General features: G+C 33.7%; 23 protein-coding genes. 6 read left to right on the top strand and 17 right to left on the bottom strand.

Going from position 1 to position 21,766, the window contains the following annotated elements; all coding sequences use genetic code 11:
- Window positions 1-18: 18 nt before the first annotated feature.
- The 4 genes from ACX9TM_RS08870 to ACX9TM_RS08855 form a co-directional block, all read right to left on the bottom strand.
- The gene (locus ACX9TM_RS08870; protein ID WP_001192608.1) at window positions 19-2,037 is read right to left on the bottom strand and encodes a chemotaxis protein CheA; all 2,019 of its coding nucleotides are present in this window, start codon (window positions 2,035-2,037) and stop codon (window positions 19-21) included.
- A gap of 129 nt (window positions 2,038-2,166) precedes the next feature.
- Complete coding sequence (locus ACX9TM_RS08865) at window positions 2,167-2,535, bottom strand: response regulator (protein WP_000940565.1); 369 nt, start codon at window positions 2,533-2,535, stop codon at window positions 2,167-2,169.
- A gap of 150 nt (window positions 2,536-2,685) precedes the next feature.
- Window positions 2,686-3,363: an OmpA family protein gene (locus tag ACX9TM_RS08860; RefSeq protein WP_000033627.1), complete on the bottom strand. Its 678-nt coding sequence runs from the start codon at window positions 3,361-3,363 to the stop codon at window positions 2,686-2,688.
- Window positions 3,364-3,382: 19 nt separating this feature from the next.
- The gene (locus ACX9TM_RS08855) at window positions 3,383-4,216 is read right to left on the bottom strand and encodes a flagellar motor protein MotP (RefSeq protein ID WP_000504191.1); all 834 of its coding nucleotides are present in this window, start codon (window positions 4,214-4,216) and stop codon (window positions 3,383-3,385) included.
- A 172-nt stretch (window positions 4,217-4,388) separates the two neighbouring features.
- Here ACX9TM_RS08855 and ACX9TM_RS08850 point away from each other — a divergent pair, with 172 nt between their 5' ends.
- Window positions 4,389-4,991: an HD domain-containing protein gene (locus ACX9TM_RS08850; RefSeq protein WP_000400752.1), complete on the top strand. Its 603-nt coding sequence runs from the start codon at window positions 4,389-4,391 to the stop codon at window positions 4,989-4,991.
- Window positions 4,992-5,018: 27 nt separating this feature from the next.
- On the opposite strand, the gene hfq is transcribed toward ACX9TM_RS08850, so the two are convergent.
- Complete coding sequence (hfq, locus tag ACX9TM_RS08845; protein ID WP_000400663.1) at window positions 5,019-5,207, bottom strand: RNA chaperone Hfq; 189 nt, start codon at window positions 5,205-5,207, stop codon at window positions 5,019-5,021.
- A gap of 53 nt (window positions 5,208-5,260) precedes the next feature.
- Window positions 5,261-5,479: an aspartyl-phosphate phosphatase Spo0E family protein gene (locus ACX9TM_RS08840; RefSeq protein ID WP_000291688.1), complete on the bottom strand. Its 219-nt coding sequence runs from the start codon at window positions 5,477-5,479 to the stop codon at window positions 5,261-5,263.
- Between the two features lie 232 nt (window positions 5,480-5,711).
- On the opposite strand from ACX9TM_RS08840, the gene ACX9TM_RS08835 reads away from it, so the two are divergent.
- The 3 genes from ACX9TM_RS08835 (at window position 5,712) to ACX9TM_RS08825 (ending at window position 8,265) form a co-directional block, all read left to right on the top strand.
- The gene (locus tag ACX9TM_RS08835; protein ID WP_000120179.1) at window positions 5,712-5,831 is read left to right on the top strand and encodes a YjcZ family sporulation protein; all 120 of its coding nucleotides are present in this window, start codon (window positions 5,712-5,714) and stop codon (window positions 5,829-5,831) included.
- 287 nt (window positions 5,832-6,118) lie between these two features.
- Complete coding sequence (locus ACX9TM_RS08830; RefSeq protein ID WP_072770144.1) at window positions 6,119-7,318, top strand: MFS transporter; 1,200 nt, start codon at window positions 6,119-6,121, stop codon at window positions 7,316-7,318.
- 221 nt (window positions 7,319-7,539) lie between these two features.
- Window positions 7,540-8,265 (top strand): sulfite exporter TauE/SafE family protein, encoded by a 726-nt coding sequence (locus ACX9TM_RS08825; RefSeq protein ID WP_000028733.1) that lies wholly within the window; start codon window positions 7,540-7,542, stop codon window positions 8,263-8,265.
- A 375-nt stretch (window positions 8,266-8,640) separates the two neighbouring features.
- Here the strand turns inward: ACX9TM_RS08825 and nfsA are convergent, their stop codons facing one another.
- The 3 genes from nfsA to ACX9TM_RS08810 all read right to left on the bottom strand — a co-directional run bounded on the left by nfsA (window position 8,641) and on the right by ACX9TM_RS08810 (window position 10,590).
- Window positions 8,641-9,375: an oxygen-insensitive NADPH nitroreductase gene (gene nfsA, locus ACX9TM_RS08820; protein ID WP_001004527.1), complete on the bottom strand. Its 735-nt coding sequence runs from the start codon at window positions 9,373-9,375 to the stop codon at window positions 8,641-8,643.
- A gap of 172 nt (window positions 9,376-9,547) precedes the next feature.
- Window positions 9,548-9,865: a magnetosome magnetite crystal formation protein family gene (locus tag ACX9TM_RS08815; RefSeq protein ID WP_000678038.1), complete on the bottom strand. Its 318-nt coding sequence runs from the start codon at window positions 9,863-9,865 to the stop codon at window positions 9,548-9,550.
- A gap of 146 nt (window positions 9,866-10,011) precedes the next feature.
- The gene (locus ACX9TM_RS08810) at window positions 10,012-10,590 is read right to left on the bottom strand and encodes a YdcF family protein (protein ID WP_065382338.1); all 579 of its coding nucleotides are present in this window, start codon (window positions 10,588-10,590) and stop codon (window positions 10,012-10,014) included.
- Window positions 10,591-10,750: 160 nt separating this feature from the next.
- Here ACX9TM_RS08810 and ACX9TM_RS08805 point away from each other — a divergent pair, with 160 nt between their 5' ends.
- Window positions 10,751-11,416, top strand: coding sequence for a DUF421 domain-containing protein (locus ACX9TM_RS08805; protein WP_000923928.1), 666 nt, complete (start codon window positions 10,751-10,753; stop codon window positions 11,414-11,416).
- A 36-nt stretch (window positions 11,417-11,452) separates the two neighbouring features.
- On the opposite strand, the gene ACX9TM_RS08800 is transcribed toward ACX9TM_RS08805, so the two are convergent.
- The 3 genes from ACX9TM_RS08800 to ACX9TM_RS08790 form a co-directional block, all read right to left on the bottom strand.
- The gene (locus tag ACX9TM_RS08800; protein ID WP_000388399.1) at window positions 11,453-12,808 is read right to left on the bottom strand and encodes an MATE family efflux transporter; all 1,356 of its coding nucleotides are present in this window, start codon (window positions 12,806-12,808) and stop codon (window positions 11,453-11,455) included.
- A gap of 142 nt (window positions 12,809-12,950) precedes the next feature.
- Window positions 12,951-13,781 carry a MerR family transcriptional regulator gene (locus ACX9TM_RS08795; RefSeq protein WP_065382339.1) on the bottom strand — a complete coding sequence of 277 codons (831 nt, stop codon included), beginning with the start codon at window positions 13,779-13,781 and terminating at the stop codon, window positions 12,951-12,953.
- Between the two features lie 93 nt (window positions 13,782-13,874).
- Complete coding sequence (locus ACX9TM_RS08790) at window positions 13,875-15,548, bottom strand: ribonuclease J (protein ID WP_000645618.1); 1,674 nt, start codon at window positions 15,546-15,548, stop codon at window positions 13,875-13,877.
- A gap of 331 nt (window positions 15,549-15,879) precedes the next feature.
- On the opposite strand from ACX9TM_RS08790, the gene ACX9TM_RS08785 reads away from it, so the two are divergent.
- Entirely contained in the window at window positions 15,880-17,043 is a 1,164-nt protein-coding gene (locus ACX9TM_RS08785) for a cation:proton antiporter (protein WP_072770146.1), read from the top strand.
- Window positions 17,044-17,105: 62 nt separating this feature from the next.
- On the opposite strand, the gene ACX9TM_RS08780 is transcribed toward ACX9TM_RS08785, so the two are convergent.
- The 5 genes from ACX9TM_RS08780 to ACX9TM_RS08760 form a co-directional block, all read right to left on the bottom strand.
- Window positions 17,106-17,384 carry a DUF3986 family protein gene (locus ACX9TM_RS08780; protein ID WP_000417068.1) on the bottom strand — a complete coding sequence of 93 codons (279 nt, stop codon included), beginning with the start codon at window positions 17,382-17,384 and terminating at the stop codon, window positions 17,106-17,108.
- Window positions 17,385-17,448: 64 nt separating this feature from the next.
- Window positions 17,449-18,798 (bottom strand): aspartate aminotransferase family protein, encoded by a 1,350-nt coding sequence (locus ACX9TM_RS08775; protein ID WP_000850962.1) that lies wholly within the window; start codon window positions 18,796-18,798, stop codon window positions 17,449-17,451.
- A 191-nt stretch (window positions 18,799-18,989) separates the two neighbouring features.
- Window positions 18,990-20,540: a solute symporter family protein gene (locus tag ACX9TM_RS08770; RefSeq protein WP_001098240.1), complete on the bottom strand. Its 1,551-nt coding sequence runs from the start codon at window positions 20,538-20,540 to the stop codon at window positions 18,990-18,992.
- Between the two features lie 2 nt (window positions 20,541-20,542).
- The gene (locus ACX9TM_RS08765) at window positions 20,543-20,884 is read right to left on the bottom strand and encodes a DUF485 domain-containing protein (RefSeq protein WP_000817366.1); all 342 of its coding nucleotides are present in this window, start codon (window positions 20,882-20,884) and stop codon (window positions 20,543-20,545) included.
- Between the two features lie 222 nt (window positions 20,885-21,106).
- Entirely contained in the window at window positions 21,107-21,736 is a 630-nt protein-coding gene (locus ACX9TM_RS08760; protein WP_059303967.1) for a sterol desaturase family protein, read from the bottom strand.
- Window positions 21,737-21,766 lie beyond the last annotated feature (30 nt).

Below are 21,766 nucleotides of genomic sequence, written 5' to 3'. Positions count from 1 at the left end.
AGCTTTCCTTCATTCCTATTATAAACCTTCTGGGTTTAAAATGAGGACCACTCGTCCATCACCGAGAATCGTCGCACCAGAGAAATAGTTAGAACTCTCTGCAAAGAAGTCACCTAATGACTTTAAGACTATTTCTCTTTGACCGATAATTGTGTTTACAATAAGTCCATAGCTGCGATGTGTATTACGAACAATTAACACAGGAACCATTTGACCATCATATGACGCAAACGCCTCATCTACTGTTTTTTCACCAAATACAGTACTTAAATGTTTCACTTCAATAATTTGATTACGATAATTTAACACATCTTTCCCTTGTAAGGATTGGATGTCTTCTCTCTTAATTCGAATTGCTTCAACGATATTTCCAAGAGGTAAAGCATAACGCTTATCATTCGTTTGAACAAGCATAGATTGAATAATAGACAACGTTAATGGAAGTTCAATTCTAAATGTACTTCCCTTTCCTTCCTCAGAATCAATAATTAAATGTCCACCTAAACTATGAATCGTATGTTTTACAACATCTAATCCGACACCGCGTCCAGAAAGATCTGATACAACTTCAGCTGTACTAAATCCTGGTTGGAAAATAAGATCAAACACTTCACGATCTGTTAATCTATTCGCATCTGCTTCAGTTACAACGCCATTTTTAATCGCTTTTTCTAATACTTTCCCTTTATTAATACCGTTTCCATCATCCGTAATTTGAATAACGACATGATTTCCACTATGAAAGGCTTCTAATTTAATCGTACCTGTCTCATTTTTACCTGCATCACGTCGTTTTTCAACAGTTTCAACACCGTGATCGATTGCATTTCGAATTAAATGAACGAGCGGATCACCGATTTCATCAATAACAATTTTATCTACTTCAGTATCTTCACCTGTAATTTGTAAATCGATTTTTTTCCCTAAATCTTTCGCTAACATACGTACCATACGCGGGAAACGATTGAACACAGTTTCAATCGGCACCATACGCATATTTAATAGTACATTTTGAATATCTTTTGAAATATCGCCTAATCGATTTAAATGTTCAATTAGCTCCTTGTTTTGAATCGTTTGAGCTAATTCATCAATGCGCCCACGTTCAATTACACTTTCTTCAAACATATTCATTAATCTTTCGATTTTCTCTAATTGAACACGAATTGAACGATTCTCCACTTTAGCATTTTTCGTTTTTGTAGTACTTTTAGCTGGCATAGCACTTGAAGGTTGATTCGTTGCCTCTATTGGTGATTCTACCTGCGTAGCCACAGCTGGTTGTAGCTTTTCTTCTACTTGCACAACTTCTTGTGTAACGACTTTTTTAGAAGCTACTTCCTTCGATATAGGTTCTCCTTGCTTTACTTCCACTTTCTCAATTTCAGAAACATGAAGTACTACTTGTTTCAATTCTTCTATACTACAATCCGTATCCATAAATACTGTAAATTCAAATCCGAAAGCATCTGCTTCAATTTCTTCAATACTCGGAGCTGTTTTTTGTATATTCCCTACATTTTGCAATGCTTCAATACACATAATGGCACGTACTGCTTTTAAAATCGCTTGCTGTTCAACTGTTATATGCACTTCATGCGAAACTGCATCATCGTTGTCTATATGATTTTGCTCTATATGTTCCGTAGGAGTTTCTACATTGCCGTTCAATAACGCTTCTAATTTCTGTTTAGTTGAGGCTACATCAATATTGCCCATTCCACCTTGTTGCACATCTGCAACCATCTTCTCCAAATTATCAATGCACTCAAAAATCACATCAATAATATCCGCATTTACAACTATATTTCCATGACGAATTTCATCTAACACATTTTCCATCTTATGCGTTAAATCAGCCATCTCCGTAAATTCCATACTCGCAGACATACCTTTGAATGTATGAGCGGAGCGGAATATTTCTCCCACAACATCCATATCAGCAGGATTTTGCTCTAACACTAGCACATTTTCATTTAGCGACTGTAAATGTTCTTCTGACTCTTCGAAAAATATATTTAATAGATCTGTTTGCATTTTTATCCCCTACCTGTCTAACAAACATTTCATTTATGTATAACAATTTAGTGTTTTATAATGAGAAAAAAGGGGGCCACACGTCGATCTGCTATCACTGTTTTGATTCCTTGTGGCACCCCTTCTATATTAACTATTTGCTACTTTTGTTAAAGCTTCAATTACACGATCGGCTTGGAATGGCTTTACAATAAAGTCTTTTGCCCCGCCCTTAATTGCATCTAATACCATACCTTGTTGTCCCATTGCAGAACAAATAACAACCTTTGCACTTGAATCAATTTTAATAATTTCTTTTAATGCTTCAAGCCCATCCATTTCTGGCATAGTAATATCTAATGTTACAATATCAGGTTGAAGTTCTTTATACTTTTGAATCGCTTCTACCCCATTCTCTGCTTCGCCGATAACTTCAAAGTCAGCATTACTTTTTAATAAGTTTTTAATCATCGTTCGCATAAACATCGCATCGTCTACTACTAAAATTTTATGTGCCATTCTTTTTAATTCTCTCCTTCTATGTATAAATATATCTTAATATTTCACCTTATCATTCTCACTCATTATACAAAATAAAATGATAAAATTTAATATTTTTTTAAAAGAATTTTCGTATTTTTATTATTTTATTATTAAAATAATAATATACTACTCTTTTATATAAATAACAACGCGACGGTTTTTTTCCCAGTTTTGCGGTGAATCATTTGGTACAATTGGCTTTGTGTCTGCATATCCTACCGCAGCTAGCCTTTTATCATCCACATTATACACTTCAATTAAATGGTGAATCATATTTGCCGCTCGTGCTGAAGATAACTCCCAATTAGAAGGGAATTTCTCGTTATGAATAGGTCTACTATCTGTATGTCCCTCTACAACAATTGGGTTAGGTACGGATTGAAAAAATCCAACTAATTGACTTATTATCCCTTTCGCTTCGGGCTTAACGTTTGCATCGCCTGTATCAAATATTAAATTATCTACTATAACGACGCTTACCCCTGTATCCTCCCGATATACATTCACTTGACTAATACCGTTATTATCTACATACGCTTTTAACTTCTTATATAATTCATCCATTCTCTTTTTTGAGATCATTTTTTCATCATTTTTTTCATGTGAAATATCTGGTATTGTATTTTCCATTACTTTTGCATCTACTTGCCCCGTATCACTAAACTTTTCAAGCATCTTTGACAATTTTACTGCATCTTGCTTTGATGTAGCAACTAGTAATACAAAGAAAGTTAATAATAACATCGTTAAATCTGTAAAAGTCGTCATCCAACGAGGCGATCCCTTTTGCGGTCCTTTACTCATCATACCACTCCTTGAAATATTAGGCTGCTCCTTTTACCTTTTTTACCTTTGTTTCGTATACGTATGTATCCAGTTTCAACTTTAATTTAGAAGGGATTTGTCCACGATACAATTCTGAAATTGCTTCTATTACAAACTTCTTCTCTGTATATAAATCTTCAATACCACGATATACTTTTTCCGCAAGAGGGATTGCAATCATATTCGCAAGTACAGACCCATATAATGTCGTTAACATCGCAACTGCCATCCCTGTACCAATTTGCGATGTATCTTGTAAGTTTTGGAGCATAATGATAAGACCAATTAAAGTCCCTATCATGCCCCAAGCTGGAGCAAAATCACCAATTTTATCTAATAATGCTGCTCCTTTTCTTAACTCATACACTTCCGTTTCAATATCTTTCAATAACACTTCTTTTAATTCATCTTCATCGTAACCGCTTAACATTAATCGAATTCCTTTTTGAATAAAAGGATTATCCACTTGCTCTCCATCTACCTCTAAAGAAAGCAAGCCGTGCTTTTTAGACTTTTTCGAAAAATCGACAAACAAATCCGTTAACTGTTCTAAATCTTCTTCTCTTCTATGTAAAACAGTAAAAATGCTTTTCGTATATTTTTTTATTTCTCCAAATCGATATGCCACAACAATTGTCGCTGTTGTTCCCCCTATGACAATTAAAATAGATGAAACATCTAAAAAGTTTTTGAAAGCTTTTATTCCACCGCCGCCAAGCATAATTGCCGCTATCACTATAATGAAACCTACTATAATGCCCACTGGGCTAGAAATATCAAACTTCCTTTTTCTTCTTTGTGGTCTAGCTAATACTTGATTTTTCTCTCCCATATTTCTGCCCTTTCCTTTCCATTTTTATATAACATTTTTTTATTTTAATAATACGTTTTCACATATAACATGTATTATACGCTTATCATCTGTTTATCGCAATATACTCATGAAATTGACACATTTCATTTCTATATTAGAATTATGGTATGAATAAGTGAGGAGGATCACGATGGAACACAACATTTTACAAGTCATTGCATTAGCAGAAAAACTAAAATATGAAATGCGACATAGCTGGCTTTCCAACGGACGTCAAGAAAGTGTTGCCGAACATACATGGCGCATGTCTCTAATGGCCATTTTAGTTGAACCTTATTTGGATCAAAAAGTAAATATTGAGAAATTACTTAAAATGGTTATTATTCACGATCTAGTCGAAGCCGAAGCTGGTGATATCCCTGCATTTGATACAATGAATAGTCATGACTTACAGCTACAAAAACAAAAAAATGAACTAGAAGCTATTTTAAATATTAAACAAACATTAACAGGTTCTCTCGGTGAGGAATTATATGACTTATGGATGGAGTTTGAAGCGAAAGAAACGTACGAAGCAAAAGTTGCTAATGCACTCGATAAACTTGAGGTGAAAATCCAGCATAACGAAGCTGATATTGATACGTGGCTACCAATTGAACATAAAATGACATTCCAAGTAGCAAAGCATACAAACTTTGATTCTTTCCTATCTAAATTACAAAAAATCATTGAACAAGATGGAGAAAAGAAGTTAATTGCTGCCGGCATTGATGTTGAGGCATGCAAGCAATAATGAAATAAGACACTCAACAAGAGTGTCTTATTTCATTATTGTTGATATAGCCTGCTTATAAATAAGCTGTTGTTTTCCATCCACTAAGATTAAAAGTGTAAATTTATCCACTCCAACAACTTCTCCTATTATTCTAACGCCACTCTTTAAGAAAATTGTAACTGTACCTTTTTCTTCTTTTATTTGTTTATACAATTCTTCCTGTAAATGTTCCAATTACTGTCCTCTCCTTTCTGTGAAACATCTTAATATAAAAAACTATAAATTTTTTATTTATGCACTTTGTCTTTTATGTTCATAAACTTATTAATAAGTATATCTAAATCACGACTAAATAACAAAACTTTATCATGATCCAATCCGTGTCTCGCAACAAGTTGAATTAACTCTTTCTTTTTGTTTTCTATTTTATTTTTTAATTGTCCCATCTCCATCTCTATACTAAAACTCCCTTTTCCCATAATATTACTTGTAAAATTATAGTACATATTCTCTCATAAAAAAATAAGAAAATGGTTTTTTTTACAATTTTTTATTTTTTATGCCTAAATTATGAATTACGTAAAGGTTTATTTACAAATCACTAACATGCAATCCTAATGAATCTACAGGCATTTGTCTAATTATAAATGAGACTGGCTCGTTTTCTATACAAAAAACATACTGTATATAGTAGTCCATGAACCATATAGATTAACTTATTAAAAAGGAGGAAAACATATGAGTTATGGTGGAAGTTGCGCTGGTTTCGGCGGTGGATTTGCTTTGCTTATCGTACTATTCATCCTTCTAATCATCATCGGATGTAGCTGTTGGGGTGGCGGCGGATACGGATATTAATATATCCTATCCTTGAAAAATGAACTAAAAACTATAGAAAAACAGCTCAAATATGAGCTGTTTTTTTCATACTTTCGTATGAATTTATATCCCTCTTATTTGCGATTTCAACTAACAAAATATCGTTTAATATGGAGGAAGAAACATTTTACTAAGGAGGATTACAATGATTAAAGGTCTTTACGAAGCACAATTACCTGTTGGACTTCCTACAGAGGAGAAAGTGCATGTAAGCGAATGGAAAAAACAAGTTCAAGCATCATCAATACATAAGGATTAATCTATTTATGTCAGTTTCTTATTCCACACTTCTTAAAACAAATAAAAACTTCAATAAACTATTTTATGGGCAAACATTAAGTGTACTTGGGGATTGGTTCCATACGGTAGCTTTATTAACATTTGTCTACAGCATAACGGAATCGCCGTTTATGATCGCACTTACTTTTATAAGTAAAAGTTTACCACAGCTTCTTCTTAGTCCATTCATAGGCGGAATTGTAGATCGTTTCTCTAAAAAGAATATTATGATTTTTACCGATATTACACGGGGAATTCTAGTCCTTACATACTTACTCGCAGGCTATAAAATTGAGATTATTTTCATTGCTAATATATGTTTATCTTTACTTTCTTGTTTATTTGAACCGGCTAAACAAGCAACCCTAAAAAATATCGTACACCAAAACCATTTCGTAACTGCTAACTCTCTTTCTAGTACAATTACTGGTTTTATGTCTATTATAGGTGCTTCTTTGGGCGGGATACTTACACAATCTTTACATATTGAGTTCGCTTTTTTAGTAAATAGCCTATCATACTTTATTTCAGCCTATTTTATTTATAACATGAGTATTCCTGCTCATGATACTTGTAACAAGAACAAAGCATTTTTCACTGATATAAAAGGTGGTTATACATACATATTACAAACAAAAATCATTTTAACATTAATTCTTGTCTGCATTTCATGGGGCATTATTGGAGGCGCTTATCAACTACTTCTAACGATCTATGCCGAAAAAATTTTCCATACGAACATTGGGATTTTATATACGGTTCAAGGGGCTGGGCTTATGATAGGAAGCCTTCTCGTTAATCTTTATATATCCCATAATAAAGAAAAAATGAAAAAAGTATTCGGTTGGGCCTACTTATTACAAGGAATTTTCTTTCTCGGATTCATTCTATCCGATCAACTTATTATCGGTATCATTACTTTATTCTGTATGCGTATAGCAGGAGGAATCATCGTTCCACTTGATACGACATTACTTCAAACTTACACACACGAAAATATGATAGGTAAAGTTTTTTCATTCCATTATTCTATTTACGGATCTCTTATTCAGTTATCGATGTTTTTTACAGGAGGGCTGTTAGAAATTCTTTCTCCTCAAATGATTGGCAGTTTATTAGCTACATGCTGTATTTTTGTAAGTTTTATATGGCTGTTCTTGTTTTATCGCGGGGATCTCAGTGAATAATTTAATGATAATCAATACATTTTGATTCCATTCATTATTTGTTTCCCCATAATAAAATTGTTTCAAAATGTAAGTCGGATTTTTTAGTTAAAGAGCCTTATATGGCAATACTATTTGAGAAAAAACTAGATATTTATGTTAAAATACAAATGAGTTTGTGAAATATTGCACTTAAATAATAGACTTTAACTAGTTAAACTTGATTAAATAGGAGGGCTGTTTTGAGTATCACATTCATTTTCGTATGTATTATATTAGTGGCTTCTATTCTGCAAGCAAGTACAGGTTTTGGCTTTTCCATAATGGCAACCCCTTTCTTACTTATGTTATTTCTACCACAAGAAGCTATACAAATAAACATTATTTTATCTTTAATTATTTCCATTTCACTCATTTGGAAAATAAGAATGGACGTTGATTTTGTTCTACTGAAAAGGTTTATTTTTGGAAGTATAGTTGGTGTTCCTTTTGGCATTTTAATTTTCATTTCCGTTAACATAAACACTTTTAAATTAGCAGTTAGCATCCTACTCTTACTATTAACATTGTTGCTAATATGCAACGTTAAGGTTAGATCAACACAATCTAGAGATTTCATAGTTGGTGGATTATCTGGTCTTTTAACGACAAGTATCGGTATGCCCGGTCCACCCCTGTTACTTTATTTTACAGGGACTGATACTGAAAAAGAGAAGTTAAGAGCAACTACATTAGCTTTTTATTTGTTTATATATTTCATTAGCCTAGTAACTCAAATACTCTTTACTGGCACAAACAAAACCATTTGGGAATCAAGTTTTTATGCCATTCCAATTGTATTTTTAGGTTTGTTTATAGGTCAAATTATTTTTAAATGGCTTAATCAACGGATTTTTAAAATATTTACGTACATTCTTTTAAGTTGTACAGGGGGTTATCTTCTTATTGAAAGTTTGAACTTGTTATAGAAGATGCTTTAGATTGTGCCATAACAGATATGTTCAAACAAAATTATTGCTGTATTTTCCGGCAGGGTATTCCATATCAAAACTTAAATAACTTTATTGACAGTTTACAATTAGCAATAATCTTTCTTTCATAAGATAAACATTTCAAATCAAATACTAAATAAAACGATAAAAAGCGGCTATTATGCTGCTTTTACTTACTATTGGCATTTCATTCTCATTTTCTATCACTTTTGTAAAAAATTATTAATTTTTATTTCTATGTATATGATAACAAACAAAATACCTAAGTTCAGAAAGAATAAACAACTTTCTGGCCTTAGGTATTTCTCCTTCCCAAAAAGACAAACCTACATCACAGGTTCGCCTCTTTACTCACTTCTTATTTAATCCTTTTTCACTTAAGAACTCTTTCATATGCATTCTTTTTTCTTTAGACATAAATGAACTCATTGATTCCGTCCATGTTACGTTTTTTTGATTTGATGATCTTTCTTTATAATACGCGCTCATCGTTTCGTCGTATTCGTTTAATAATTCATCATATTTCTTTTCATCATATCCATTTTCATGAAGGATAGCTGTTACTGGTAAACGTGGTTTCACTCCATGATCTTCATCTGGTACACCGACTGTCATTCCGAATACAGGATATACTTTATCTGGTAAATGAAGCAATTCACTCACTTCTCTTGGGTTATTACGAATACCACCAATGTAACAAATACCGTATCCTAACGATTCTGCTGCTAGCGCTAAGTTTTGCGCAAAAAGTGAAGCATCTACTGTCGCAACGATAAAATCTTCTACTCCTTCATGCTTTATCTCGGTACCATGTTTTTCACATGCCATTTCAAGTCGTTTTAAATCTGCACAACAAACAAAGAATGCTGCACAGTCTTTCACGTGACGATTTCCGGATAGCTCTGCTAGTTTAATCTTTAGGTCTTGATCTGTTACATATATAACAGAATAAGCCTGTACAAAATGCGAGGACGCAGCATGCTGCGCAGCTTGCACCATTCTTTCTACTACATCTTTCGGAATAGGTTCTTCTTTATATTTACGAACTGAAACGTGTTGCTCCATTTTATGTATCATCTCATTCATGAAAATCACTCCTTTTTCTCTTCCTAATGAAAAATTAACATATCTTTTTCAATATTCACAACTTATAAGCACAAAAAGAGCAATTCTTTTTGAATTGCTCTTTTTAAAACGTTTATTAATACGGTAAATGAAATTATACCGACAGATTTACATCATATTATTTCTTATCTTATTACGCCGTTTTCAAAACTTTAATACCTTTTACGATATTCCAAATGAAGTAGTAAATTCCTACAAGAATGAACACTGCATATGTGATCATCATTCCAATTCCAGCACCGTCAGATTGATTGAATCCTAAACCGAATATTCCTGATATCGCTAATCCTCCGAATAAAATTGCGTACGGGAAAATATGTGACCAAAATGCTTTTTTCGCGTGGTATTTCACTTCATCTTCCGCAACGAAGTACACGATAATTGGTAGTAAAAATGGTGCAAAAAAGATACTAAAGTAACATAGTGAAGATAGTATATTATTTCCTTTCATCCGACTCACCTCTAAATAGTTTTTGTTATCTTCATTATGTCAGGAATCCATTCTAGAAACTATCGCTTTACCTTTCATTAAGATGACATGTTTGTAAGATTTCCCTCAAAAAATCCCACCTGGACTTTCAGACGGGATTTTTTTCTCTATATTCGATTCATAAACCAGTACTGTGTGATTGCTAAATATTCTCGTACATTCGATGGAATGATGATTGGTTTCGGTGTTTTTGCCGGAAGACCTTCTAATTGTAAACCTTGTTTTGCCGCTATTTTTTTCGCTCTAAACATGTGGAAATCGTTTGTTACGATCATTCCTTTTTTCATATTGTCCGGAATTAAAGGTTTTGAGAATTTAATATTTTCATCAGTACTCGTTGACTTATCTTCCATTATAATGCGGTCTTCTGCAATTTTTAATTTCATTAATTCATTTTTCATTGCTAATGCTTCTGAAATATCTTCCCCTTTTCCTTTCCCTCCAGATACAATAGCGATTGCTTTCTCATGTGATTTCAAATACTCAGCTGCTTTATCAATACGATATTGCAATGAGTACGATGGTTTCGTTCCGTTTACTTTCGAGCCCAATACAATTATATAATCAGCTTCATAGGTCGCATTCATTTGCCCATGCTTATAAATGTTATATTGTAAAAATCCCACATAAACGGCGCAAACCATTATAATTCCTATCATATACTTAAGTATTTTTTTCTTTTTCATATCCATATACTCCTATGTTCTTTGCTTCTTTCATGATAATATCCATTTATTTGTTTGTATACAGACAAATTCCAATTCAACCTAATTTATCCTCTAGAAAGTAATATTTATATTTCTTTCGGGAACAGTAAGTACAACTTTGCACGAAGGAGTGTCTCTATTGCTTCTCTTTTTATGTAACGTATCGTTCTTTTTTATTTTATTTTTACTATCACTTAAGATGCTCGGTAAATCAGCTTTAGCACAACTAACTCCTCATGATTTTGGTGCTATTATCTTTTTATCTTATTTAGCTTTTCAGGCCATACCAGTCTCTGGTGCTTTGCAAGCATTTCTCGGTATGGTTATTATCACATGTTTACATTTACTCCTTACAAAATTAAGCCTATTCAACAAACTAAATCGTTTTATTCTCGGACACCCTATCATTTTAATTAAACATGGTGATATTATTTTTGAGAACTTACAAAAAAGTAGATACCCCATTGCAGAACTGCTTTCTAATCTTCGCGTTGCAGGATATCCAAGTGTTCATGAAATTGAATACGCTATTTTAGAAGCGAACGGCGCTATTAGTATTTTACCAAAAAGAGAACTTGTACCATTAACTCCAAAAGATTTAAACATAGAAGTTAAGTATGCTGGATTACCAATTGCACTTATCGTCGATTCACAAATTCAATATGATAACTTAAAGTTAATACATAAAGATGAAAAATGGTTATATAAAGAATTAAAGGAAAAAGGAATTACAAATATTAAAAACGTTGCCTTTGCTTCTGTTCAAGAAACGGATGGATCTTTTGCGATTAGTTTAAAGGAATAAAAAAATCCCCTTAATTGCTTAAGGGGATTTTTTTCATCATATCGCTTCTTTCTCTCCTGCCATATTTAATGGAACAGGATGTTTCATACGATTCATCGTAAATACGATAATCGCTGTCATTACTTCTGCAACTGGCATAACGAGCCAAATTCCGTTTATCCCAAATAATTTCGGCATAATCCATAACAATGGAATAATAAATAGTAATCCTCGGCTCATTATAATAAGTACTGATTTCTTCGTTTGTCGCACTGATTGGAAATACTCTCCATACACAATGTTATAACCTAAAAATACGTATTGGATAAAGAATAAGCTAATACCTGTTAAGGTTAACTCCAATAATTCTGGAGATTGAACATCAAATAAACCAATGATATATTTCCCGAAGAATAATCCGACAATTATCGCAATGCCTCCGAGGACAACTGCAATTTTCACAGCAAACTTCAATCCTTCACGAAGTCTCTCTGATAAATTTGCCCCATAATGGAAACTAGCAATTGGCTGTAATGCTGCTCCAACACCAAAGAATAATAGTAATGTCATTGCATGAATACTATTCACCATCGCATAGGAAGCTACTCCTACTTCTCCTGCATATTGGACGAATGCGATATTAAAACCAATCGTTACGATTGCAACCGTACTTTCTGCTGTAAAACTTGGGAAACCAATCACCATAATTTGTTTGACAGTATCCCATTCAAAATGGAATTTCGTCCACTTTAAAATACTACTTTTTCTAAAGAAATGAGTTAATAATACAAGGAAACCAATCGCTGCCGAAAGAATAGTCGCTGAAGCAGCACCTGTTACGCCCCATCCAAAGATAAAAATAAAGATATAGTCAAACACTATATTTAATACAGCTGTTACAACAAGACCAGCCATTGCTAAATTAGGATTTCCATCATTTCGTATGAATGTACTTAAAATATTTTCTAAAACGTATATCATTCCAAATGTTAATAATACGTGTAAATAGTCTAACGCATATGGTAGAATCACTTCATTTGCACCAAATAAGTATGCTAAATCTTCTATTCTCCATAAGCAAATAGCCGCTAAAACACCTACGATAACAACTGCTACCGTCATGGATTGAGTAAAAATAGACCTTGCTCTCTCTCGTTTATTTTCACCTAATGCAATGGAGTATAACGTTGCCCCGCCCATTCCGATCCATAATGAAATAGAGAAGAAAATCGAAAATGCTGGAATAGCCACGTTCACTCCTGCTAAACCGTTCGCCCCAACTCCTCTACTAATCATGACCGCGTCAATTACAATATTCACTGACATTAATACCATTCCAAGAACGGCTGGTATTAAATAAGAAATAAATAAGCTTTTTATCGGTTTTTCTCTTAATTTTTCTGTTGCTTCCATACTCTAATATGCTCCTTTTTTTCAACTCTCTTTTCTTAGTTTAAACCTTCAAGTAACTTGAAGGTCAAGAGAGAATTAAAAAAACAGGTAACTGACTTATACTAATGAATGTAAATTTGTAATCAATTCAAAGGTGTTCATCTTATTTTTTTACTACAGGAATTTGAATTTCTGTTACTTGCTCCTCTGGATTTTCTGTTACAGACCAATCAATCAATCCAATCTCAATCGAATCTCCATGTACTTCGTAACCTTCTTTATCAATGTATGTAAGTAACTCCTTGTACGTTGCATCTGTTTCTTCATACGGTCCATGATGATAAGAGCAAGCATATAAACCTTCTTTAATTTCATCTGAAGTATGCACTTCATACGGCATATAATCCAAAAGAATAAATACACTGCTATATGCTTGAAACTCATTTTGCATTAATCCTTTTTTCGCAACAGTTACACCAATATCTCCAGAAAATAAACTATCATCCATTTGCCTCATATTTTTTTGTAACGAATGAATGTAGTACTCAAACATATCATCCGTCGTATTTGGAGCAACCGCAATTGCTGTAATTTTTCGCTGCGGAATCTCTTTAATTACCATTTGTTCAACTTTTGCTTTTGTTGCTTTCTTAATTAAATGAATTCTATGCTCCATTTTCGCCAAAGCATACTCAATTTCTCTTTGTTTCTTCAGCATCATCTCTTGTTGTTTTTCCAGTAAATCGAGTGCGTATGCTGGATTTCTTTCATCAATATATTTCTTAATTTCCTTTAACGGAATATTTAACTGGCGTAAAAATTTAATCGTATCTAACAGTGAAAATTGATCGATTGTATAATAACGATAATTCGTTTGAGGATCCACAATGGACGGATGAAAAATTCCTTTTTCATCATAATACCTTAATGTAGATTCTGCGATATTATGCATTTTCGCCATTTCTCCAATTGTAAAACGTTTATTTAATAACATCTTTTATTTCCTTCCATTTCTATTTATTTCATTATATGTTCATTTTCTCTTCAAAACAAAAAAGAATTCCCATACGAGAATTCTTTTTTACTATTAAACCTCTATTATTATAGGAAGAATCATCGGCTTTCGTTTTGTATTTGTATATATATACTTCCCTAATGCTTCTCTTACCTCCCTTTTCAAAATACCCCAGCTATTCACATTCTCTTTCTTTAAATTATTAATCGTAATAACAGCTAATTTATTTAATTCTCTTAGAAATTCTTCTGAATCACGGACATAGACAAATCCACGAGAAATAATATCTGGACCTGAAATTATTTCTCCATCCACTTTATTAAAAGTAATAACTATAACGAGCATTCCATCTTCTGAAAGTTGTTTACGATCACGTAATAATGCATTTCCAACATCTCCAATTCCTAATCCATCTACATATATATTTCCTGCCTGTATTCTTCTAGATTGAATTGCCACTTCATTACTTATATCTACAACATCTCCATTACGTACAATAAAGATATTTTCCTTTTCAATACCAATTGATTCTGCTAACAAACTATGGTGGTGTAGCATTCTAAACTCTCCATGAATTGGAATAAAATATTTTGGCTTCATTAATGTAAGCATTAACTTCAACTCTTCTTGATATGCATGACCGGATACATGCACTCCAGTAGAACTACCTGATCCGTAAATCACCTTTGCTCCTAATGCAAATAAATTATCGATAATTCGAGAAACGTTACGTTCATTTCCTGGGATAGGGGTCGCGGCTATAATAACCGTATCTTCTGGTAAAATATCCACTTGTCTATAGTTTCCACTAGCTAAACGCGCTAAAGCTGCCATTGGTTCTCCTTGACTTCCTGTACAAAGTATTGCAACCTGCTTTGGATCTAAACGATTTACCTCATTTGCTTCAATCAACATACCTTCTGGAATATGTAAATAACCTTTCTCTAGAGCAACCTCTACTACATTTACCATACTTCTCCCTAGCAAAGCTAGTTTTCGATTTGTTTTTATACATGCTTCAACTATTTGCTGAACACGATTCACATTAGAAGCAAACGTAGAAATAATTACTTTTCTATTTGCTTTCATAAATATTTCCTCTATCCGTTCTCCTACTGACCTTTCTGATGGAGTAAAACCTGGGCGTTCTGCATTTGTGCTTTCAGATAATAAAGCTAGTACACCTTCACTTCCTATTTTAGCCATTTTATGAATATCAGGATGTTGATTATTTACTGGTGTTAAATCAAATTTAAAATCACCTGTATGTACTACAGTACCTTCTGGTGTATGAAAAACAATACCGAGACAATCCGGAATACTGTGGTTCGTTTTAAAAAAAGTTGCCTTAATAGAACCACAATCAATTTCTGATTCTGAATGAATAACGATTAATTCCGTATCATTTTGAAGATTGTGTTCCTTTAATTTAATTTCAATTAAACCTAACGTTAACTTTGTTGCATAGATTGGTACATTTAGTTGTTTTAAAAAATATGGTATTCCGCCAATATGGTCCTCATGCCCGTGCGTTACTATTAAACCGCGAATTTTTTCTTTATTTTCTTGCAAATATGTGACGTCTGGAATTATTAAATCAATCCCTAATAAACTTTCATCTGGAAATTTAGATCCACAATCAATGACGACAATATCATTTTCATATTGGATAGCATACATATTTTTTCCTATTTCATTTACTCCACCTAAAGCAACAATAGACAAGTTATTTTTTAATGCCTTCAAATTATAAATCCTCCCTTTCACAGTTATAGTTCGTGAAATAGTATGTAGAATTTATTATTTGTAATGGAAAAGGACTTCATACTATTTTATACATATAAAATTCACACACTACTCTTACACCTATATCCCAATAAGACAGCTTCTTCCTCAAAAAGCTCCCATTTTTTCATTGATTTTTTATAAAATCTATTATATATTAATTACAGGTTCAAATTACGAGTTCAAAAGAACTTGTAATCAGACCCTTTTGTTTAATGGGTTTTACATATTTTCATTAGGCAAATTCCGAGAAATCGTATGATAAAATTAAAAATGACGAGGAGAGGATCAGATGGAATTCGAATTTTTCTTTCAAATTGCACTTATTTTATTAAGTACAAAGCTTGCTGGTGATCTTAGTGTTAGATTAGGTCAACCTTCTGTACTAGGTAAATTAATTGTCGGTATCGTTATCGGTCCAGCTGTATTAGGTTGGATTGAAAATTCAGAGCTTCTAACTCAATTAAGTAATGTCGGAGTTATTCTTTTAATGTTTATGGCTGGACTTGAAACAGACTTAGAAGAATTAAACGCAAATCGTAATTCTTCTTTAGCAGTTGCACTCGGAGGTATCATTCTTCCATTCGTAGGTGGTTACGTTTCCGGTCTTGTGATGGGAATGGAACAAGGAAACGCTGTATTCTTAGGATTACTTCTATGTGCGACAAGTGTTAGTATTTCCGTACAAACACTTCGTGATTTAGGTAAAATGAAAACACGTGAAAGTACAACTATGCTAGGCGCAGCTGTATTTGATGACATTCTTGTTGTTATTTTATTAGCATTTGCAATGAGCTTCTTAGGTACTGATGATGTTAACTTAACAATGGTTATCTTGAAGAAAGTAGTATTCTTCGCTTCTATTATTTTAATCGGATGGAAAGGTGTTCCTGCGATTATGCGCTGGTTATCACCACTGCGCGTATCTGAGTCTATCGTGAGCGCGGCTCTTATCATCTGTTTCTCATTCGCATATTTCGGCGAATTATTAGGAATTGCTGGTATTATCGGTGCTTTCGCTGCTGGTATTGCAATTTCTCAAACAAACTACAAACATGAAGTAGAAAAGAAAGTAGAACCAATTGCTTACGCTATGTTCGTTCCAGTATTCTTCATTAGTATCGGTATGAATATTACATTTGACGGTATCGGCAATCAAATTTGGTTCATCTTAGCATTAACTGTTATCGCTGTATTAACGAAATTAATCGGCTGTGGATTCGGTGCTCGAATGACTGGATTTGACGCTAAGTCTTCTGCAATTATCGGTGCTGGAATGGTTTCTCGTGGTGAAGTTGCACTTATCATCGCAGGAACAGGACTTTCTTCAGGTCTATTGGCACAAGATTACTTTACAGCAATCGTTATTGTCGTTATTTTAACTACAATGATTACACCACCAATGTTAAAATACACTTTTGGTGCAAAAGATAAAGCAATGAAAGCAAGTAAATAAATTTACTATAATAAAAGGAGATTGCTATTTTATAAGATAGCAATCTCCTTTTTGTTTTATCTTTAAACAATCCCGTTCTTTTTTAACCATTTTTCAAAAATAATTCGTGCTTCATCATCATCAATATCATTGCCAAATGAATACACCATAATGCCATAATCATCTATATATTTACCTAGCTTCATTCCCTCCACTTTCTTATAAAAATCGTCTGCCTCATAGTGCGGAATATAAGCATCCCAAACTGGTTCATTTATTCTTTTGTACGCCGTCACTTCTAAATCATATCCGTCTTCATAATATCCGATGTGATAATGTTTGTTAGGATCATATTTCTCCATTAAAAGTCCCCTCCTACTAAACAAGAGCGAGCCTTATATTACAGCTCGCTCCTCTCTCTATTTATTAAATACGCTCCATCGCTGTCTTCAACGTTCCAACAACGAAAGCAATCTCTTCACTTGAAATAACAAGAGGCGGCGCTAATGTTAAAACGTTATTATATCCTGCTGTTGTCATACCGTTTCGTCCTATAATTAAGCCCTTTTCTTTACAAGCATTTACAACACTTGCAATTTTGTCGTTATCAATTGGCTCTTTCGTCTCTTTATCATTTACTAATTCAATTCCAACTAATAGACCTTTTCCTCTAATATTCCCAACAAGCGGATGTTCCCCAATTTCATCTTTTAGTTGCTCTAATAAAAGGGAACCCATTTGCGCAGATCGCTCGATTAAATTTTCATTTTCCATAATCTCTAAGTTTTTAAGTGCTAATGCACAAGCTGCTGGATTTCCACCAAATGTATTAATATGGCGGAAAAATTCATATTCTCCTTTACCTTTAAAAGCCTCATATATTTCTTTTTTCACAGCTGTTGCAGATAATGGTAAATATGCGCTCGTAATGCCCTTTGCCATTGTAATAATATCTGGCTTCACATCATAATTCATAAAACCAAATGCTTTTCCTGTACGACCGAAACCGCAAATTACTTCATCACTAATAAGCAAGGCACCGTGTTTTTGACACGTCTCATGAACAGCTTTCATATAGTCTTGTGGTGGCATTAATATGCCCCCGCCTGTAATAATTGGTTCCATAATAAAAGCGGCAATTGTTTCACTTAATTCCCACGTCATAACACGATCGACTTCTTTCACACATTCTACATCATAAATATGCTGCCCTTCAATTTCAGGCATACGGTAACAATCCGGTGGTGTTACGTGTAAAAAACCTGAAGCAAACGGCTCATACTGATATCTACGCTGCGCTTGTCCCGTCGCTGCCATTGTCGCCATTGTATTCCCGTGATACCCACGGTAACGTGACATAAATTTATAACGATGTGGTTCACCTTTTTGAGCATAGTATTGCCTTGCTATTTTAAAAGCTGTTTCGTTCGCTTCTGAACCACTATTTGAGAAGAAAATAACATACTCTCCCCCAAGCCACTCATTTAACTTTTCAGCAAGCTTTATAGCTGGCTCATGGGATTGTGACATTGGAAAGTATGATAATGTTTGTAATTGCTTATAAGCCGCTTCTGCGAGCTCTTTTCTTCCATATCCACTATTGACACACCAAAGGCCACTCATACCATCTAAATATCTTTTTCCTTGTATATCTTCAACCCAGCACCCTTCAGCTTTTGCCCCTACCATTGTACTATTTGGACTAAAGGGACGCATTCCGTGCCAAACATATTGCTCATCTTTTGCTAATAATTCATCAGTTTGCTTCGTTTTCATCATTACTTCCACCTTCCATAACAACTTATTTTTCACAAAAGCTGCGCTGGTGCCATGATGACTTAAATTTCTCCCTGCTATTTTCATTCCACAAAATTAAGACAAATCCTACTTACAAATCAGTAATATTTACAAGAAAATGACAAAAGAAAAAAGAGCTTTTCTTATCTATCGAAAAGCTCCTCTTTTATTTAATGTGAAGACGCATCGCTAATGCCATGACCAGTATTAGATTTCACTAGAATTTCATCAAATTTCGCTTCATCTTCTTTCTTACTAGATAAAACCGTTCCTAAATATGCTGCAAGAAATCCGAGTGGAATTGAAATAATTCCTGGTGTCGTATATGGGAATAACGCTTCCCCAACAAAAATAGCTTTTCCAGCTACAGGGTTCCAAACATTCGGACTCAACGCTACGAGAACAATTGCTGATACGAGACCTACAATCATACCCGAAATAGCACCCGTTGTATTAAAACGCTTCCAATATATTGTAAATAAAATTACTGGTAGATTTGCACTCGCTGCAACTGCAAATGCTAATGATACTAAAAATGCTACGTTTAATGTTTGGGCAAATAATGCAAGTATGATAGATAGTATCGCTACTCCAATAGATGCATAACGAGCCATGGATACTTGCTCTTTTTCCGTTGATTTTCCTTTACGAATGATTTCATTATAAAAATCATGAGCGAATGCTGATGCTGCTGTTAATACAAGACCTGCCACTACAGCCAAAATGGTTGCAAAAGCAATTGCTGATACGAAAGCAAATAAGAAGTCTCCACCTAACGCTTTGGCTAATAAAGGTGCCGCCATATTACCAGCTGGGTTCGCTTTAATAATCGCTTCATTTCCTACAAACGCTGCCGCACCAAATCCTAAGAAAATCGTCATAATATAAAATGCACCAATTAACCACGTCGCATATACGACAGATTGACGTGCAGTTTTTGCATCACGTACTGTAAAAAAGCGGACAAGTATATGTGGTAATCCAGCTGTACCAAGTACTAGTCCTAAATTTAAAGAAAGTGTATCAAGACCATCCTTATACTTTACACCTGGATTTAAAAATGAATCTTTTAAAGGTGTAGCTGTTTTCATTTGAGCGAACATTTCAGTCACGCTGAAGTTGAATTTTGCGAAAACGATAACAGAAATAATAAACGTACCAGCCATAAGTAATACAGCCTTTACGATTTGTACCCAGCTCGTTGCTGTCATACCTCCAAAAATAACATACACCGTCATAAGTGTTCCAACGATTAATACAGATGTCGTATATTCAATCCCTAATAATAATTTAATAAGTGCACCCGCGCCAACTAATTGTGCAATCATATAAAAGATAGAAATCGTCATCGTATTAAGAGCTGCAACTCCGCGAACTTTTTTCGCATCAAAGCGTGCTGCAATCATATCCGCCAAAGTGTACTTTCCTAAATTTCTAAGCGGTTCTGCAACAAGATATAGTACAACTAGATAAGCAACTAAAAAACCGATACTATAAAAGAATCCATCAAACCCAGTTAATGCGATTGCTCCAGCTATACCGAGAAATGAAGCAGCAGACATGTAATCTCCAGCAATGGCCAGACCATTTTGCCAACCAGTTAATCCCCCTCCAGCCGTATAAAATTCACTCGCATTTTTCGTTTTTTTCGATGCAAAATAGGTTATGACGAGCGTACCAAGAACAATAATTAAAAATAGTGCAAATGCAGTAGTATTCAAGTTCAGCCCCTCCCTTTTTGCATATCTTGCAGAATTTTTCGGGAGATTTCATCAAATGATTCTGCTTTTTTGCTATAAATCATACATAGTGCCCATGTCATGATAAATTGGGAAAAAGCAAATACCCACGCCCATGTAACGTCTCCAAATGCAGGTGTATTAAGCACCTTTGAATACGATGTTAGAATAGGTAATGCGATAAAAAAACTAAAAAAGAAAATACTCATTGGAATGATAAACTTCTTTTTCGTATTTAATAACAATTGAAATTCTTCCGACTGAACGACCTCTGTATAATTCACCTCATTTTGCAACTTACGTGCTGACGTATCGTCTCGTTTCATTAACCGATCCCCTCTCTTACTTGAAATACACTTCCCCCTTGCATACCTAAAGACTAAATTTTATAAATATTCAGAAACTTACATTCATTTTAGACAATCCATGCATTCATGCAAAGATTTTTTGATAGACATTTTTCGGCAATTTCCCCCAAATTTTTAATATACTTTTTCAAAATAAAGTGACACTTTACTTATTTATCCTCATTAAGACAAAAGCAGTGCTTAACGCACTACTTTTGTCTTTTTTTCCTTTTCTAAATTACGAGCCGTTTCGCTTAGCTCAACATCTTTTCCGTCTTTCAGTGTTCCAAATATAAAATCGAATACTGGATTTGAAACACCAAACCAAAACTTTTCATTTTTATAATGGTGTAATATATGTTGTTTTTTTAGCCATCTTCCAAACTTAGTGACGGGACGAATCGGTCTATGAGCAATATAATGTTTCCATTCGTAAACGAGCAGCATAATAATCATTCCGATTCCAAATGAAAGTGTAATAGTAAAACTTTTTGTAATACCATATGCTATAAGTAAATATATAGTAAAACTAGGTATACTAAACCATACAGGTAAAAACAAAAGTTTTAAATCATCTGGATATACGTGGTGATCATAATGCAATCTTCTTAACATTTTTAATAGAAATGTGTTTTTAGGTGGCTTTATATGGAATAAAAAACGATGTGTCATATATTCATTAAGTGTATAGAAAACAATCCCAAACATACATGCTAACATGCCAAACCACGTAAAAAATTGCATTTTTAAAATAATAATGAAAACAAATAGAATGCTATACATAATAACGATATCATGTTGTAAAAAGAACTCTTTCCCCACTTTCTTCATCTTGTTTCCCCCTTTTCCCAAAAAACAGCC

The sequence above is a fragment of the Bacillus sp. LH1 genome (assembly GCF_057924895.1).
The sequence above is the reverse complement of the archived record's forward strand: the minus strand, read 5'-3'. Positions and strand labels throughout refer to the sequence as shown.

Bases quoted from the DNA above. Each gene is read 5' to 3' on its own strand.
- ACX9TM_RS08870 (WP_001192608.1), bottom strand. From the start codon at position 2,037: ATGCAAACAGATCTATTAAATATATTTTTCGAAGAGTCAGAAGAACAT.
- ACX9TM_RS08865 (WP_000940565.1), bottom strand. From the start codon at position 2,535: ATGGCACATAAAATTTTAGTAGTAGACGATGCGATGTTTATGCGAACG.
- ACX9TM_RS08860 (WP_000033627.1), bottom strand. From the start codon at position 3,363: ATGAGTAAAGGACCGCAAAAGGGATCGCCTCGTTGGATGACGACTTTT.
- ACX9TM_RS08855 (WP_000504191.1), bottom strand. From the start codon at position 4,216: ATGGGAGAGAAAAATCAAGTATTAGCTAGACCACAAAGAAGAAAAAGG.
- ACX9TM_RS08850 (WP_000400752.1), top strand. From the start codon at position 4,389: ATGGAACACAACATTTTACAAGTCATTGCATTAGCAGAAAAACTAAAA.
- ACX9TM_RS08840 (WP_000291688.1), bottom strand. From the start codon at position 5,479: ATGTACTATAATTTTACAAGTAATATTATGGGAAAAGGGAGTTTTAGT.
- ACX9TM_RS08835 (WP_000120179.1), top strand. From the start codon at position 5,712: ATGAGTTATGGTGGAAGTTGCGCTGGTTTCGGCGGTGGATTTGCTTTG.
- ACX9TM_RS08830 (WP_072770144.1), top strand. From the start codon at position 6,119: ATGTCAGTTTCTTATTCCACACTTCTTAAAACAAATAAAAACTTCAAT.
- nfsA (WP_001004527.1), bottom strand. From the start codon at position 9,375: ATGAATGAGATGATACATAAAATGGAGCAACACGTTTCAGTTCGTAAA.
- ACX9TM_RS08815 (WP_000678038.1), bottom strand. From the start codon at position 9,865: ATGAAAGGAAATAATATACTATCTTCACTATGTTACTTTAGTATCTTT.
- ACX9TM_RS08810 (WP_065382338.1), bottom strand. From the start codon at position 10,590: ATGAAAAAGAAAAAAATACTTAAGTATATGATAGGAATTATAATGGTT.
- ACX9TM_RS08800 (WP_000388399.1), bottom strand. From the start codon at position 12,808: ATGGAAGCAACAGAAAAATTAAGAGAAAAACCGATAAAAAGCTTATTT.
- ACX9TM_RS08795 (WP_065382339.1), bottom strand. From the start codon at position 13,781: ATGTTATTAAATAAACGTTTTACAATTGGAGAAATGGCGAAAATGCAT.
- ACX9TM_RS08785 (WP_072770146.1), top strand. From the start codon at position 15,880: ATGGAATTCGAATTTTTCTTTCAAATTGCACTTATTTTATTAAGTACA.
- ACX9TM_RS08780 (WP_000417068.1), bottom strand. From the start codon at position 17,384: ATGGAGAAATATGATCCTAACAAACATTATCACATCGGATATTATGAA.
- ACX9TM_RS08775 (WP_000850962.1), bottom strand. From the start codon at position 18,798: ATGAAAACGAAGCAAACTGATGAATTATTAGCAAAAGATGAGCAATAT.
- ACX9TM_RS08765 (WP_000817366.1), bottom strand. From the start codon at position 20,884: ATGAAACGAGACGATACGTCAGCACGTAAGTTGCAAAATGAGGTGAAT.
- ACX9TM_RS08760 (WP_059303967.1), bottom strand. From the start codon at position 21,736: ATGAAGAAAGTGGGGAAAGAGTTCTTTTTACAACATGATATCGTTATT.